Genomic DNA, 14,524 nt, shown 5'->3' with positions numbered 1-14,524 from the left:
CCGTCACGGCCGCCGCAGGCGCGTCATCGCCGGAGAGTGGCGGAGAATGCGCTGGTCAGCGCCAGGATCGGCAACCCGATGAACAGGTGGACGATCGCGGCGGCCAGGCCGTCGAGGAACGGCACCGTGACCAGCAGCGGCAGCGCCACGGCGGCGACGATGAGCAGCCCGACGGTCCAGGAGTAGAACTGCTGGGGGTTGGCCGTGCCGACGAGCAGCAGGTACCAGAGCAGCCCGGCGAGGAGCGCGGCGACGGCCCCGTAGACCGCGTACATCGTGGGCGTGTTCCCGCCGTTGGCCCACTGGTGGCCGAAACGCGCGAACACCGCTTCCACGATCCATGCGATCAGCCATCCGGCGATGGCCGCCACAAGGGCGGTCGCGACCACGCTGCCGGCGAACTTGCCCACATCGAGGGCGGGGCCACGGCGCTTCGCCGCGGGCGCGGCGGCGTATCCCCCGTCGGCTCCGTAGCCGTCGTCATAGGCGGGGTCGTAGGCCTGGTCGTCGCCCATCCGCGAGTAGGCACGCGAGTCGGGCTGCTGCCCCATGCGTCGGGTCTGGTCGTCCTGTCCGGGATACATCTCTACCGCCTCCGAATCGGTGTGGTGCCCACTGAGGGTAGTCCCTCCCGGCCCACGACGAGGTCCGCCCGGTCGTCCGAGGACGACCGGGCGGACCCGGCGGGGGCCTGTGGTGGTGGGCCCGCCGAGGAGACGTCAGTGAGCGATGGTCTTCTCCACACCGACACCGGTGAGGGAACGGACCTCCATCTCCACCCGCTTCTCCGGGAACTCGTCCTTCTTCCCGATGAACGTGCCGACGATGCCCAGCAGGAACGCCAGCGGGATCGACACGATGCCCGGGTTCGAGAGCGGGAACAGGGAGAAGTCGACGCCCGTGATCATCGACTTCTCGCCACCGGAGACCGCCGGCGAGAGCGCGATCAGCACCAGGGTGCTGATGAGCCCGCCGTACATCGAGAACAGGGCGCCGGTGGTGTTGAACCGCTTCCAGAACAGCGAGTACAGGATCGTCGGCAGGTTCGCCGACGCGGCGATCGCGAAGGCCAGGGCGACGAGGAAGGCGATGTTCTGCCCCATGGCGCCGATACCCATGACGATCGACAGGAGCCCGATCACGACGACCGTGATCCGCGAGACCCGGAGCTGCGACTTCTCGGTGGCCTTTCCGTGCTTGATGACGCCGTTGTAGATGTCGTGGGCGAACGATGCGGACGCCGTGATCGCCAGCCCCGCCACCACCGCCAGGATCGTCGCGAAGGCGACCGCGGAGATGATGCCGAGGAAGATCTCACCGCCGAGGGCGAACGCGAGCAGTGGTGCCGCCGAGTTCACGCCACCGGGCGCGGCCTCGATGACCTCCGGTCCGACCATCGCCGCGGCACCGAAGCCGAGCACGAGGGTGAACAGGTAGAACCCGCCGATGAGGGCGATGGCCCAGGTGACGGACCGGCGGGCCTCCTTGGCGGTGGGGACCGTGTAGAAGCGCATGAGCACGTGGGGCAGGCCGGCGGTACCGAAGACGAGCGCGATCGACAGCGAGACGAAGTCCAGCTTGCTGGTCTCGGTGGCGCCGTACTGCAGACCGGGCTGCAGCAGATCCTTGCCCGAGTTCGCGACGGCTTCACCCAGGAGCGCGGAGAAGTTGCCGCGGGCGGCCATGAGAACCATGAGGCACATGATGAGGACGCCACTGACCAGCAGGACGGCCTTGACCATCTGGACGTAGGTCGTGCCCTTCATGCCGCCGACCAGCACGTAGACGATCATCAGCAGCCCCACGGCCGCGACGACGATCGCCTGCCCCGTGGAGTCGTTGATGTTCAGCAGGAGGGCGACGAGGCCACCCGCGCCCGCCATCTGGGCGATGAGATAGAACAGGCACACCGCGAGGGTGGCCAGGGCCGCCGCCATCCGGACGGGCCGCTGGTTGAGGCGGAAGCTGAGCACGTCGGCCATGGTGAACCGGCCGGTGTTGCGCATCAGCTCGGCGACGAGCATCAGGGCGACGAGCCAGGCGACGAGGAATCCGATCGAGTAGAGGAAGCCGTCGTAGCCGTTGATCGCGATGGCGCCGGCGATGCCGAGGAAGGATGCCGCCGACAGATAGTCACCGGCGATCGCGAACCCGTTCTGCGGACCGGTGAAGCTCGACCCACCGGTGTAGAAGTCCTTCGTCGACTTCGTGGACTTGGATGCCCTCAGGACGAGCGTCATCGTGATGACGATGAAGATCCCGAACACGACCATGTTGAGCAGCGTGCTGCCCACCTGCTCGCCCGGCGTGAGTTCATTGATGTTGAGTAGCCAATCCATCAGACAGCCTCACCTTCCAGCTCGAGGCGGATGGATTCCGCACGGGGGTCGATCACGCGGTTGGCGAACCGGATGTAGAGGAACGTGATGAGGAAGGTGGTCACGAACTGCCCCAGCCCGATGATCAGGCCCCAGGTGATGTTTCCGAAGACCTTCGTGGCCATGAAGTCCGTGGCGTAGACGGCGAGGATGACATAGAGGAAGTACCAGATGAGGAAGGCGACGGTCATGGGGAAGACGAACGCCCGGAACTTGCTGCGCAACTCCTGGAAGGCGGGGCTGGACTGCATCGCCGTGAACTCCGCCGTTCCCGGGGTTCGCCGCGATGCGCCCCCCGTCGGCGGATCAGTTGGTTGGGACACGGAGGTCCTCCGTTTCGGGTTCTCATCAGCGCACCCCTGTAGTGATGCGCCTCACAGATAGTGACGGAGGAAGTGTGACACGTAACACAAGTTCTCGGCGGAGACTCTCATGCAACGCGGTCGATTCCCTGGAAACCGGAGGATGCCGCACCCCCATCCGAGGGGTCAGCCACCTCTATCCGGGGTTAAGGGGGTCAGGCGCCGGGCGCCGCTCCGCGACGGCCCACCGCGTCGGCGAACACCCGCACGATCTCGTCGGGCGTCCGCGCGACGTGGCTGCTGCCGCCGGTCACCCGGGAGATCTCCGCCAGGGTGCCCGACGCGGCGTCGTCGAGCAGACTGATCGTCACGACGATCACCGGGCGCGACGGGGTGACCATGTCGCGTAGTCGGGCGAGGAACGCCCCTTCGTCGAGGTCCGAGGTGGCGTCGTCGGCCCCGTCGGAGATCACGATGATCGAATTGACCATGTTGGGGTCGTAGTCGGATCGCACCTGGGCGTAGGCGTCGAGCACGGACCGGTAGAGGTCGGTTCCGCCGCCCACCAGACCGGGCAGGGCCGCCAGCGCGCCGCCGAGGGCCTCCCGGTGCGAACCGTCGGCGCCGGCCTCGTCGAGTCGTCGGAGTGGCGCGACCTCCGCGTAGGGCCTGCCATCCCGGCCGGCGGCCCCGCCGAACGCCCACAGCCCGAGAGCCGCGTCGTCGGGGAACTGCCCGAGGCCGGCGCCCGCCGTGGCGACCAGTGCCTCGATCCGGGTCCGGTCCGTGCCCGGTATCCCGAATCCCATCGATCCCGAGGTGTCCACCAGGACGAGGGACCGCCCGGGCATCGCCAACACCCGCCACCGTCGGAGGACGCCGTGGAGGCGGTCGGGGTCGCGGACGACGAGCATCTCGATCTCGCCCACCCCAGCCCCGTCCGCGAGGGGCGCGCGGTCCGCTTTCCGGAAACCGTCCGCCGAGAGGCCGTCGCGGTGGGCGGGCGAGGCCGTGGCGTCGCGGAGTGCTTCGGCGGCACCGGCGACCTCGGTTCGCCGGGTCGGGTCCTGGGTGGTCACCGCCAGCGGGTACCCGAGGAAGACCGCCCCGGTGGCGGGAGCGGCGATCTGGAGTCCCGCGTCCGGGGTCTCACGACGGGCGAGCACGGCCTCACGCTCCGTCACGATCGTCGCGCCGCCCCCGGAGACCACCCTGTCCAGCATCTCGCGCGATGTCGGGGGAACCTCCATGCGGCTCATCTGCCCCTGCGCCAGGATCGCCATGGACGCGCCCAGTGCGTCCGCGGTCGACCGCATGATCTCCACCTCGGACGCGGCGGCGAGGATCGGCGCGTCCGCGATGCCCGACCGGACGGGATCGCCCATCATCAGTCCCGGGGTCGCCAGGGCGGAGGTCCACGTGGACATGTCGACCGGGGTGTCGCGGGACGCGATGACCACCGGGGTGGACGCGAGCGAGTTCACCACCGTGTCGAAGGGGATCTGCACGTCCCGCGACAGTTGCGCGAGCCGCACCGCCGAGTCCGGGACCCAGATGTCGGGGAGCGCCTCACGGGAGGCGACACGCCCGGCGAGGTCAGCCGACGAGACAGGGGCGACCTCGAAGGAATAGCACCCGTCGGCACCCTCGGCCAGGGCATCCACGTGGTCGGCGATCTCGGGCTCGGCGGCGACACTGATCCGGAGGTCGTCTCCACAGAATCCACCGACACCGGCCCGGGAGAGCCCGGCGAGCACCAGTACCGCGACGAGCACGACCGCGAGGAGCGCGGCTCCCACGAGGACGACCCTGCGGGCCGTCGGATTCCCACTCTGCGGCGACGCACTGTGCCTGGCCATCGCTGGCGTTCCCCCTGGATGTCATTTACCCGGGGCCACGCCGGACGCCCACGTCAGGCGGATCCGGGTCGGGCGCTGGAATCGTACCCGGGCCGGGGTCCACGTGGGGCCGACACGTGGGAGCCGCCGCGGCGCGCCGCACCGCTGGTGTGGCGCGTCAGCGTCCGCGGAAGACGGGGGGCCTCTTCTCGGCGCGCGCGGCCCGGGCCTCGGCCATGTCCTCGCTGCCCCAGGCCCGGAGCTGGAGCTCGGTGTGCTCGTCCCGCGGGAGCAGCCGGGCGTCGTCGTCGTTGATGACGGTCTTGATATGCCTCAGGCTCAGCGGCGCCGAGCGGGCGAGCTCCGCCGCGAGCTCCATCGCCGAATCCATGTCACCGATCTCGTTCGCCAGGCCGATCCGGGCCGCCTCCTCCGCGCCGACCGGGCGGGCGGTCATGAGGACCGAGCGGGCGTGCCCGCCGCCGACGACGTTGGCGAGCCGCTTGATCGTCCAGTTGTCGAGCGCCAGCCCCACCTTGACGACCGGGACGGCGAAGACCGCGCCCGGTGCCACCACCCGGAGATCCGCGGCCAGGGCGAGCTGCACACCGGCGCCCACGGCCGGTCCGTTGACGGCTGCGATGACCGGCACGGGAGCCGATTCGACGGCCCGGAGCATCCCGGCGTGGCAGTCGTAGAAGTCCGAGTTGTACACCCCGCCGGACAGGTCGGCCCCGGCGCAGAACGCGGTTCCCGCGCCCGTGATGACGATCGCCCGGACCGGATCCTCGGACTCGGCCTCCGCCCCGGCGGCCTCGACGGCCTCCCGCAGCGCGGTACACACCTCGGCGTCCAGGGCGTTGCGGGTCTCGTGACGGTCGATGGTGACGACGACGACTGCGCCGTCCCTGCGGGTGACGATCATGGCGACGGGGCCTCCTCTGCGGGACGGGGGGTGCGGCGGCGCACCCCTGCGCCGAGGATACCGGCTGGTAGTCGCCCCCACCGTACGATGCGGTCATGGCGCGAACGGGAGCACTGCAGATCCTCGACCTGGTCCTCGATGACGGTTCGTTCCGACCGTGGGACGGCGCTCCGGTACGCCCGCCTCACGTGGACTCGGTGCCCGGGTACGAGGACTCCCTGCGGCGGGCGGCGGAGAAATCGGGAGTGGACGAGTCCGTCATCACCGGCGAAGGAACCCTGCTGGGTCGACGCGTGGTGCTCATCGCGTGCGAGTTCGATTTCCTCGCCGGCTCCATCGGGATCGCCGCCGCCGAGAGGATCGTCTCGGCGATCGAACGGGCGACCGCCGAGGGCCTGCCCATCCTCGCCTCCCCCACCTCCGGTGGGACCCGGATGCAGGAGGGCACGATCGCATTCCTGCAGATGGTCAAGATCTCGGCCGCGGTGGCGGGACACAAGACCGCTGGCCTGCCCTACCTCGTCTATCTGCGCCACCCCACCACCGGCGGCGTGTTCGCGTCCTGGGGCTCACTGGGGCACGTGTCCGTCGCGGAACCCGGAGCTCTCATCGGGTTCCTCGGACCCCGCGTGTACGAGGCCCTCTACGAGGCCCCCTTCCCCGACGGCGTCCAGATCTCGGAGAACCTCGCACGCCGCGGGATGATCGACGGTGTCCTCCCGCCCGAGGGCCTGCGGGACCTCACCGCGCGGACGTTGCAGGTGCTGTGCCAGGACCCGCCCTCCGACGACGAGCCGGCCCCACCGCCCGGCCCCGTGCCCGAGCCGGAGCCCGACGACGGCACCCCACCCGACGCCTGGGACGCCATCACCCGGTCCCGCCGGCACGACCGCCCGGGGGCCCGCGCCTTCCTCGACCGGGTCGCACCCATCCGCGTCCCGCTGTCGGGGACGGGGCAGGGAGAGGACAGTGGGTCCCTCCTGCTCTCCCTGGCGCGCTTCCGGGGCCAGTCCGCGGTCGTCCTGGCCCAGGACCGCGATGCGGAGAACGAGACGAGCCCGCTCGGTCCGTCCGCGTTGCGGTCGGCCCGCCGTGGGATGCGGATCGCGGCGGAGATGGGCGTTCCGTTGGTGTTGCTCATCGATACCCGGGGGGCCGCGCTGTCCCGGGAGGCGGAAGAGGGCGGCCTCGCGGGGGAGATCGCCCGGAGCCTCGCGGACCTGGTCACGCTGTCCAGCCCGACCGTCTCGGTGATACTCGGCCAGGGCACCGGCGGGGCCGCCCTCGCGCTGCTCCCGGCCGACCGGGTCCTGTGTGCACGGCACGGGTGGCTCGCACCGCTCCCGCCCGAGGGCGCCAGCGCCATCCTCCACCACGAGACCTCCCGGGCGCCGGAGGTCGCCCGATCGCAGGGGATCACCTCCGCCGACCTGCTGGGAGCCGGGATCGTGGACGTCGTGGTCCCGGAGAGGCCCGACGCCGCCGACGAACCGGATTCCTTCTGCGACCGGATGGCCGATGCCGTCGCCGCGGCCCTCCTCGAGGTCCGCAGGCGCCCCCCTGAGCGGAGGTATGCCGAGCGGATGATGAGGTATCGGGAGCTCGGCCTGCCACTAGAGTGAGTCCTGTCACAGCCCGTCGGCCCGGCCGGCGGGCACGCTCCCACCTGTGAGGGGAACTCCCGATGTCGGACTCCACCGCCTCGTCCTATGCCGCCGCCCACCGGCTCTCGATCAGCGATCCCGACGCGTTCTGGCTCGACGTCGCGGCGGACATCGACTGGACCACGCCTCCGACCACGGCGGTCGACCGCTCTCGCCCGCCGTTCTACCGCTGGTTCCCGGACGGGGAGCTGAACACCTCCTACAACTGCGTGGACCGCCACGTCGAGGCGGGCAGAGGGGACCAGGCCGCGTTCATCTACGACTCCGCCGTGACCGGGGTGAAGGAGACCATCACCTACGCCCAGCTGCTGGACCGGGTCGAGGAGTTCGCCGGAGCGCTGGCCGCCGAGGGCGTCGGGCGGGGCGACAGGGTCGTCATCTACATGCCCATGGTTCCCCGCGCGGCCGTCGCGATGCTCGCGTGTGCCCGGCTCGGTGCGGTGCACTCCGTCGTCTTCGGGGGCTTCGCCGCCCCGGAGTTGGCGATTCGTATCGACGACGCGCGCCCGAAGGTCATCGTCACCTCCCACGGCGGGATCGAGCCGACCCGCAAGGTGCCGTACTTCCCCATGGTGACCAAGGCTCTCGAACTCACCCGGCACACCCCCGGTGCCGTGATCGTGGCCCCGCGCCACGAGCAGTTCCCCGACGAGACCTTCCCGGAGACGCCGGGCACCACCTGGAGCTACTGGGATGACGCCGTCGCCGCGTCCGAGCGGGCGGCCCCGGTGCCCGTCAAGGCCACCGATCCCCTGTACATCCTCTACACCTCCGGCACCACGGGCCTGCCCAAGGGCGTCGTACGGGACAACGGTGGCCATGCGGTCGCGCTCGCGTGGTCGATGTGGAACGTCTACGGGGTCCGGCCGGGTGAGGTGTGGTGGACCGCCTCGGACGTGGGCTGGGTGGTCGGCCACTCGTACATCGTCTACGCACCGTTGTTGATCGGCGCGACGTCCATCATCTACGAGGGCAAACCGGTCGGCACGCCGGATGCCGGGGCCTTCTGGCGGGTCGTCTCCGAGCACCGTGCCACCGCACTGTTCACCGCCCCGACCGCCGTCCGCGCGGTGCGCAAGGAGGATCCGGAGGGCGCCGAGGTCGACAAGTACGACCTGTCCTCCCTGCGCACGCTGTTCTGCGCGGGTGAGCGCCTGGACCCCGACACCTACCAGTGGGCCACCGACAAGCTCGGCACGCCGGTGGTGGACAACTGGTGGCAGACCGAGACAGGGTGGCCGATCGCGTCCAACCTGCGCGGTCTGGAGCCGATGCCGATCAAGGCGGGCTCGCCCACCGTCGCCGTGCCCGGGTACGACCTGCACGTTCTCGACGGCGAGGGCAACCCGCTGCCCGCGGGCGAGGAGGGCAATCTCGCGATCAAGCTGCCCATGGCACCGGGGACGCTGGCGGGGCTGTGGGAGGACGACGAGCGGTTCGTCTCCTCGTACATGTCGGTCTTCGACGGGTACTACTCGACCGGGGACGGCGGGTACATCGATTCCGACGGCTACGTCTACGTGATGGGCCGGACCGACGACGTGATCAACGTGGCCGGCCACCGCCTGTCGACCGGGTCGATGGAGGCCGTCATCGCGACCCACCCCGCCGTGGCGGAGGCCGCCGTGATCGGGGTCAGGGACGAGCTCAAGGGCCAGCGGCCCGTCGGGTACGTGGTCCTCAAGTCCGGCCAGGTCCGGGACCCCGAGGAGCTGCGGGCCGAGCTGGTGGCGATGGTGCGTGAGGAGATCGGTGCGGTGGCCACGTTCCGGGACTGCACGGTCGTGCAGGGTCTGCCCAAGACCCGCTCGGGCAAGATCCTGCGCAAGACGATGCGCCAGATCGCCGACGGACAGCAGGACGTGGTGGTGCCCTCGACGATCGAGGACCCGGCCGTGTTGGACGCGCTGGCGCCTTTCCTGCGGCCGCAGGGATAGGGTCCGAGCCCGCCCGCCGCCGCGGGAGGCCGGCGGGCTCGGACTCCCGTTCCGCAGCCGTCAGTCCAGGAGGGATTCCTCGTTGCCCTGACAGGACCCGGCGAGATGGGACTCCCACGTGTCGACAGCGGGGTCGCACTCGACCGCCAGGGAGATCCCGCCGCGCGAGGGCCCGTAGACCCCGATCGCGGAGCGGGGGCCCTTCCTGTCGATGACGAAGACGACCTCCTGGTCACCCGGGAAGATCAGGTTCATCTGCTCGGCGAGGTCCTCGACGGTGTCGAGTTGCCCCGGCGCGAGGTCGTCGAAGCTCACATACGTGGCCCCGGACACGGTCTCGACGCGGGGCGCGGCCGTGGCGGCGGCAGGGGCCGCGAGCCCCAGGCCGGCGGCGGCGAAGGCAGTGGCGGAGACGGCGGCGAGGGCGCGACGGACGGGCTGGGTCATGGGGGCTCTTTCCTACTGGGACGGCGCTGATCACCGTCGATAAGAAAAGACTTTACTCAATCCCGCTGTCGTGCGCGCACGTCGGGGCGAACCGTCCCCTCGACGCCGATCGCCCCGCCCTCCGTGGGGAGGACGGGGCGATCGGGTCTCCCGGCTACGGGAGGAGGGCTCAGGCGTTGAGCAGGTCGATGACGAACACCAGGGTCTTGCCGCCGAGCGGGTGCAGCGCCGCGGAGGTGCCGTAGGCCTTGTCCGGCGGGATCACCAGCTGGCGGCGACCGCCGACCTTCATCCCCGGGATCCCCTCCTGCCAACCCTGGATCAGGCCGTTGAGCGGGAAGGTGATGGACTCGCCGCGGTCCCAGGAGGAGTCGAACTGTTCACCGGTCTCGTAGTCGACCCCCACGTAGTGGACGGTGACGTTGCCGCCGGCGACCGCCTCGGCACCGTCCCCCACCGTGATGTCCTCGGCGACGAGGTCGGTGGGCGCGGGGCCCGTCGGCATGTCGATCTCGGGCTTGTCCATGGTGTCTCCTCCTGGAGTCAGGTTCCCGGGTTCAGCGCTGGCTGATCGGGGTGAAACTCCGCTCGGCCGGGCCGGTATAGACCTGACGCGGGCGGTTGATCTTGGTGGACGGATCCTCGCGCATCTCGCGCCAGTGCGCGATCCACCCGGGCATACGGCCGAGCGCGAACAGCACGGTGAACATCTCCGTCGGGAAGCCCATCGCGCGGTAGATCAGGCCGGTGTAGAAGTCCACGTTCGGGTAGAGCTTGCGCTCGACGAAGTAGTCGTCGGCGAGCGCCGTCTCCTCGAGCTTGAGCGCGATCTCGAGCAGCGGGTCGTTGCTCTGCGACAGCAGCGCGTGCGCGTGCTTCTTGGCGATCTGCGCGCGCGGATCGTAGCTCTTGTAGACGCGGTGGCCGAAGCCCATCAGCTTGACGCCGTCGACCTTGTTCTTGACCCGGTCCATGTAGTCGGTGGCGTCGCCGCCCTCCGAGTCGATCCGCTCGAGCATCTCCAGCACGGCCTGGTTGGCGCCACCGTGCAGCGGACCGTACAGCGCGTTGATGCCCCCGGTGATCGAGGCGTAGAGCGGGGCCTCGGAGGAACCGACCATGCGGACGGTGGAGGTGGAGCAGTTCTGCTCGTGATCGGCGTGCAGCACGAGGAGCATGTCGAGGGCGTCGGCGACCTCGTCAGTGACCTCGTAGTCCGGGCCGAACGTCATCCGCAGGAAGTTGCGGACGTACCCGAGCGACGGGTCCGGGTCGATGGCGTCCTTGCCGCCCCGGATGCGCTCGATCGCGGCGGCCAGGGTCGGGCCGCGTCCGAGGAGTCGGGCGGTGGCCAGGTCGACGGCCTTGGGGTCGTCAATGTCCAGGTCGTCACCGTGGGTCCCGAAGAGGCTCACGCCGGCCGACAGGACGGGCATCGGGTGGGTGTCCCGGGGGAAGGCCTGCAGCAGCGGCATCATCTGGCCGGGCAGCGTCGTCTCGGCGAGCACCTTCTCGGTGAACTCGGCGAGCTGGGCCTCCGTGGGGTCCTCACCGTAGATGAGCAGGTACGAGACCTCCAGGAAGGACGCGTTGTCGGCGAGCTGGTCGATCGGGTACCCGCGGTGACGGAGGATGCCCTCGTTGCCGTCGATGTAGGTGATCGAGGAGGTGCAGGCGGAGGTGTTGACGAACCCGACGTCCAGGGTCGTCATCCCCGTCTTCGCCAGCAGGGAACCCAGCTGCACCGCGTCGCTTCCGCAGGTCGCTTCCACCACATCGAGTTCGAGCTCACCGCCGGGGTAGGACAGTGTTGCATTGCGGTCCGAACCGTTCGAGCCTGCGGTCACGCGATTCCCTCTCCGACGACTGGTCCCGGCGGCCTGAATCCCGCCACGAATGTGCTGTGCCACACCCTACCGTGAGGGCGGACCACGGTTCGAAGGGAGTTCTCAGACGCTCCCCCCACGGCCCCACAGCCTGTCTGGACGCGGGTGGTCAGGGCTGGAGCCTGCGGGCCGTCCACGTCTCCCCCGCCAGGAGGCACTCGACGCGGTCGTGGAAGCGGTCCGGACCGCCCTGCCAGAACTCGACCCGTTCGGGCACCAGCCGGAACCCGCCCCATCTGTCCGGCATGGGGATCTCGTCGACGCCCGCCAGTCGCCGCTCCGCGGTCGCGTACAGCGACTCCAGCTCCTTGACGGATTCGGCCGGTCGGGACTGCTCCGAAGCCCACGCCGAGACCTGCGACCCCCGGGGCCGCGTGCGCCAGTAGTCGAGGCTGTCCGCCCGGTCGACGAGACGGCACGGGCCCTCGATGTGCACCTGGCGCTCGGCCACCAGCCACGGGAAGGTCACCGACGCGTACCCGGTCTCCGCCAACTGCGCACCCTTGCGGGACGTCGTCGTCGTGAAGAACGTCACCCCCCGCTCGTCGGCGCCCTTGCACAGCACCGTCCGGGTCGAGGGCCGGCCGTCGGCACCGACGGTGCCGAGCACCATCGCGTTGGGCTCACGGACACCTCGGCGACCCGCCTCCTCCAACCACGCGGTGAACAGCGGCAGCCACCCGTCGTCGAGGTCGGCGACGTCCAACCGCGGATGCAGGCCGTACCCGACCCGCATGACGTCGAAATCGGTCGGTTCCAGGGCGGGTTCCTCCATGACCCAGACGGTACTCCGGGCCACGGACGGGCCGGACTACGATGGACCACGTCCCACACCCCGACCGAACGGCACCCCAAGAGCATGAGCGATCAGCTGCCCACCATCCCCGCCGACCTCAAGCCCGCCGACGGCCGCTTCGGCTGCGGCCCGTCCAAGGTCCGTCCCGAGCAGATCGCGGCCGTGTCCGACGCCGCCACCACCGTGATGGGCACCAGTCACCGGCAGGCCCCGGTCAAGGATGTCGTGGGCCGCGTGCGCGACGGCCTGTCCTCGTTGTTCTCCCTGCCCGACGGCTACGAGGTGGTGTTGGGCAACGGCGGCACCACCGCGTTCTGGGACGCCGCCGCCTTCGGCCTGGTCCGCGAGAAGTCGCTGCACCTGACCTACGGTGAGTTCTCGTCGAAGTTCGCGAAGGTCACCGGCGGTGCGCCGTTCCTGGCCGACCCGATCGTCATCTCCGCCGAGCCCGGTTCGGCCCCCGAGCCGACCTCGGACCCGTCGGTCGACCTCATCGGCTGGGCCCACAACGAGACCTCGACCGGCGTCATGCTCCCCGTGAGCCGCCCGGCCGGCTCGGACAACGCGCTGGTGGCGATCGACGCCACCTCCGGCGCCGGCGGACTGCCCGTCGACATCGCCGACACCGACGTCTACTACTTCGCCCCGCAGAAGTCGTTCGCCTCGGACGGTGGCCTGTGGGTGTCGATCATGAGCCCGGCCGCGCTCGCGCGGGTCGACGAGATCGCCGCCACCGACCGCTGGTGCCCGGACTTCCTGTCCCTGCCGACCGCGGTGGACAACTCGCGCAAGAACCAGACGTACAACACCCCGGCCGTGGCCACGCTGATCATGTTCGCCGAGCAGATCGAGTGGATGAACTCCCAGGGCGGTCTGGACTGGTGCGTCGCGCGCACCAAGGACTCGTCCTCGCGCCTCTACGACTGGGCCGTGGCCAGCGACTACGCCACCCCGTTCGTCACCGAGGCGGCCCACCGCTCGCAGGTCGTGGGCACCATCGACCTCGACGAGAAGATCGACGCCGCGAAGGTCGCCAAGACGCTGCGCGCCAACGGCATCCTCGACACCGAGCCGTACCGCAAGCTGGGCCGCAACCAGCTGCGCATCGGCATGTTCCCGGCGATCGAGCCGGAGGACGTCACGCAGCTGACCCGCTGCATCGACCACGTGGTCGGCCAGCTCGCCTGATCGGCGTCCTCCGGGGCCACCCGCGCAGCATCGTCTGCAGTTTTCCGCAGCCCACCCGGCCCGTCCGCGCGCCGGGTGGGCTGTGCTGACCTACCATGTGGATCAACGCCCAGGACCCGGGTGCGCGCCACTCGACCCCTCGAGCCGCCCACGGGACCGCGAGGAGTCGAGGAGGCGGCATGCGGAAGCTGAGGATCGTCGGTGTGGACACCGAGTCGTCGGTCGTCGAATGCGAGGTCCCGGACTCCGGCGAGAAGTTCTCCCTGCCACTCGATGATCGTCTGCGGGCGGCCGCCCGTGGTGAGTTCGTGCCCGGCGGTGGGTCCGGTCGGGCTCCCGTGACCGGTACGCTGCGCCCCCGCGAGATCCAGGACCGCATCCGGCACGGCGCCTCCCCGGAGGAGGTCGCCGCCGACGCCGGCGTGTCACTGTCGCGGATCCAGGGGTTCGCCGTGCCGGTGTTGTTGGAACGCGCCAACGCCGCCGACATGGCCAAGGGCGCCCATCCGGTGCTGCCGGACGGCCCGGCCCTCAACACGCTCGCCGACCGGGTGGGTGCCGCCCTCGACCGCCGTGGCGTGGACCCGGACCTGGTCGTCTGGGACGCCTGGCGTGACCGGTCCGGTGGGTGGGTCGTCCGTACCTCCTGGCCGGCGGGCCTGTCCGACGACGCCAGTGCGACGTGGTCGTTCGTCCCCGACTCGCACGGCGGTTCGGCCCGGGCCCTCGACGACGAGGCCGAGAACATCCTCGACCCCTCGCGCGCGACGGCGCTGCGCTCGGTCTCGTCTCCTCCCCCGCTGCCGCCGGGCCCGCCGCCGATCCGCGCGGTCCCCGCGCCGTCCGCCGCGCCGGCCACCCCAGCCGGATCGTCGACACCAGCCGGACCGTCCACCCCCGCCGCATCCGCCCCTCCCGCGGGGACGGGACCGGTGGCGTCCGGGCGGTCGGAGCCGACGTCCGGCGCCTCGCGCCCCGCGGGGGTGCGAGGCGGGAAGGACAACGACAACGACGACGACGACGACGACAACGACAACACCGACAACGAGGACTTCCTCCAGCCCACGCCCACCGAACCCGAACGACGCCACTCGCGCCGTCATCCCACGATGCCCTCGTGGGAGGACGTCCTGCTCGGGGTCCGCGGTAAGGACGACTGAGTC

The 14,524-nt window shown here is 70.5% G+C and carries 13 protein-coding genes; 4 read left to right on the top strand and 9 right to left on the bottom strand.

From position 1 onward, the window contains the following. Positions 1-23 precede the first annotated feature (23 nt). The 5 genes from NR111_RS03085 to NR111_RS03065 all read right to left on the bottom strand — a co-directional run bounded on the left by NR111_RS03085 (position 24) and on the right by NR111_RS03065 (position 5,443). Entirely contained in the window at positions 24-584 is a 561-nt protein-coding gene (locus tag NR111_RS03085; protein ID WP_067712632.1) for a hypothetical protein, read from the bottom strand. Positions 585-719: 135 nt separating this feature from the next. Beyond that, on the bottom strand, positions 720-2,339 hold the full coding sequence (locus NR111_RS03080; protein WP_256819865.1) for a cation acetate symporter: 1,620 nt from the start codon (positions 2,337-2,339) through the stop codon (positions 720-722). Further along, positions 2,339-2,629: a DUF485 domain-containing protein gene (locus NR111_RS03075; RefSeq protein WP_067712641.1), complete on the bottom strand. Its 291-nt coding sequence runs from the start codon at positions 2,627-2,629 to the stop codon at positions 2,339-2,341. The genes NR111_RS03080 and NR111_RS03075 overlap by 1 nt, the downstream gene beginning before the upstream one ends. Positions 2,630-2,895: 266 nt before the next feature. Continuing rightward, positions 2,896-4,479 carry a substrate-binding domain-containing protein gene (locus NR111_RS03070; protein WP_256819864.1) on the bottom strand — a complete coding sequence of 528 codons (1,584 nt, stop codon included), beginning with the start codon at positions 4,477-4,479 and terminating at the stop codon, positions 2,896-2,898. Between the two features lie 217 nt (positions 4,480-4,696). Beyond that, positions 4,697-5,443 carry an enoyl-CoA hydratase gene (locus NR111_RS03065; protein WP_256819863.1) on the bottom strand — a complete coding sequence of 249 codons (747 nt, stop codon included), beginning with the start codon at positions 5,441-5,443 and terminating at the stop codon, positions 4,697-4,699. Between the two features lie 95 nt (positions 5,444-5,538). On the opposite strand from NR111_RS03065, the gene NR111_RS03060 reads away from it, so the two are divergent. Together NR111_RS03060 and NR111_RS03055 are read left to right on the top strand one after the other, a co-directional pair. After that, entirely contained in the window at positions 5,539-7,065 is a 1,527-nt protein-coding gene (locus NR111_RS03060; RefSeq protein WP_256819862.1) for an acetyl-CoA carboxylase carboxyltransferase subunit alpha/beta, read from the top strand. Positions 7,066-7,127: 62 nt separating this feature from the next. Further along, positions 7,128-9,044 (top strand): propionyl-CoA synthetase, encoded by a 1,917-nt coding sequence (locus NR111_RS03055; protein ID WP_256819861.1) that lies wholly within the window; start codon positions 7,128-7,130, stop codon positions 9,042-9,044. Positions 9,045-9,104: 60 nt separating this feature from the next. On the opposite strand, the gene NR111_RS03050 is transcribed toward NR111_RS03055, so the two are convergent. The 4 genes from NR111_RS03050 to pdxH form a co-directional block, all read right to left on the bottom strand. After that, a complete protein-coding gene (locus NR111_RS03050) occupies positions 9,105-9,491 on the bottom strand; it encodes a hypothetical protein (RefSeq protein WP_256819860.1) in 387 nt (128 codons plus the stop codon). Between the two features lie 169 nt (positions 9,492-9,660). Continuing rightward, complete coding sequence (locus tag NR111_RS03045; protein WP_067712656.1) at positions 9,661-10,017, bottom strand: FKBP-type peptidyl-prolyl cis-trans isomerase; 357 nt, start codon at positions 10,015-10,017, stop codon at positions 9,661-9,663. Between the two features lie 31 nt (positions 10,018-10,048). Next, complete coding sequence (locus NR111_RS03040; protein WP_096905937.1) at positions 10,049-11,338, bottom strand: citrate synthase; 1,290 nt, start codon at positions 11,336-11,338, stop codon at positions 10,049-10,051. Positions 11,339-11,486: 148 nt separating this feature from the next. Further along, entirely contained in the window at positions 11,487-12,152 is a 666-nt protein-coding gene (pdxH, locus tag NR111_RS03035) for a pyridoxamine 5'-phosphate oxidase (protein ID WP_256819859.1), read from the bottom strand. Positions 12,153-12,236: 84 nt separating this feature from the next. On the opposite strand from pdxH, the gene serC reads away from it, so the two are divergent. Together serC and sepH are read left to right on the top strand one after the other, a co-directional pair. Next, positions 12,237-13,361, top strand: a complete 1,125-nt coding sequence (gene serC, locus NR111_RS03030; protein ID WP_206474517.1) for a phosphoserine transaminase — start codon at positions 12,237-12,239, stop codon at positions 13,359-13,361. Positions 13,362-13,540: 179 nt separating this feature from the next. Further along, positions 13,541-14,521: a septation protein SepH gene (sepH, locus tag NR111_RS03025; protein WP_256819858.1), complete on the top strand. Its 981-nt coding sequence runs from the start codon at positions 13,541-13,543 to the stop codon at positions 14,519-14,521. Positions 14,522-14,524 lie beyond the last annotated feature (3 nt).

The organism is Dietzia sp. Die43, assembly GCF_024519835.1.
GTDB classification, from domain to species: Bacteria; Actinomycetota; Actinomycetes; order Mycobacteriales; family Mycobacteriaceae; genus Dietzia; species Dietzia kunjamensis.
Note: the sequence above shows the minus strand (reverse complement) of the source record. Positions and strands in the feature narration are given on the sequence as shown.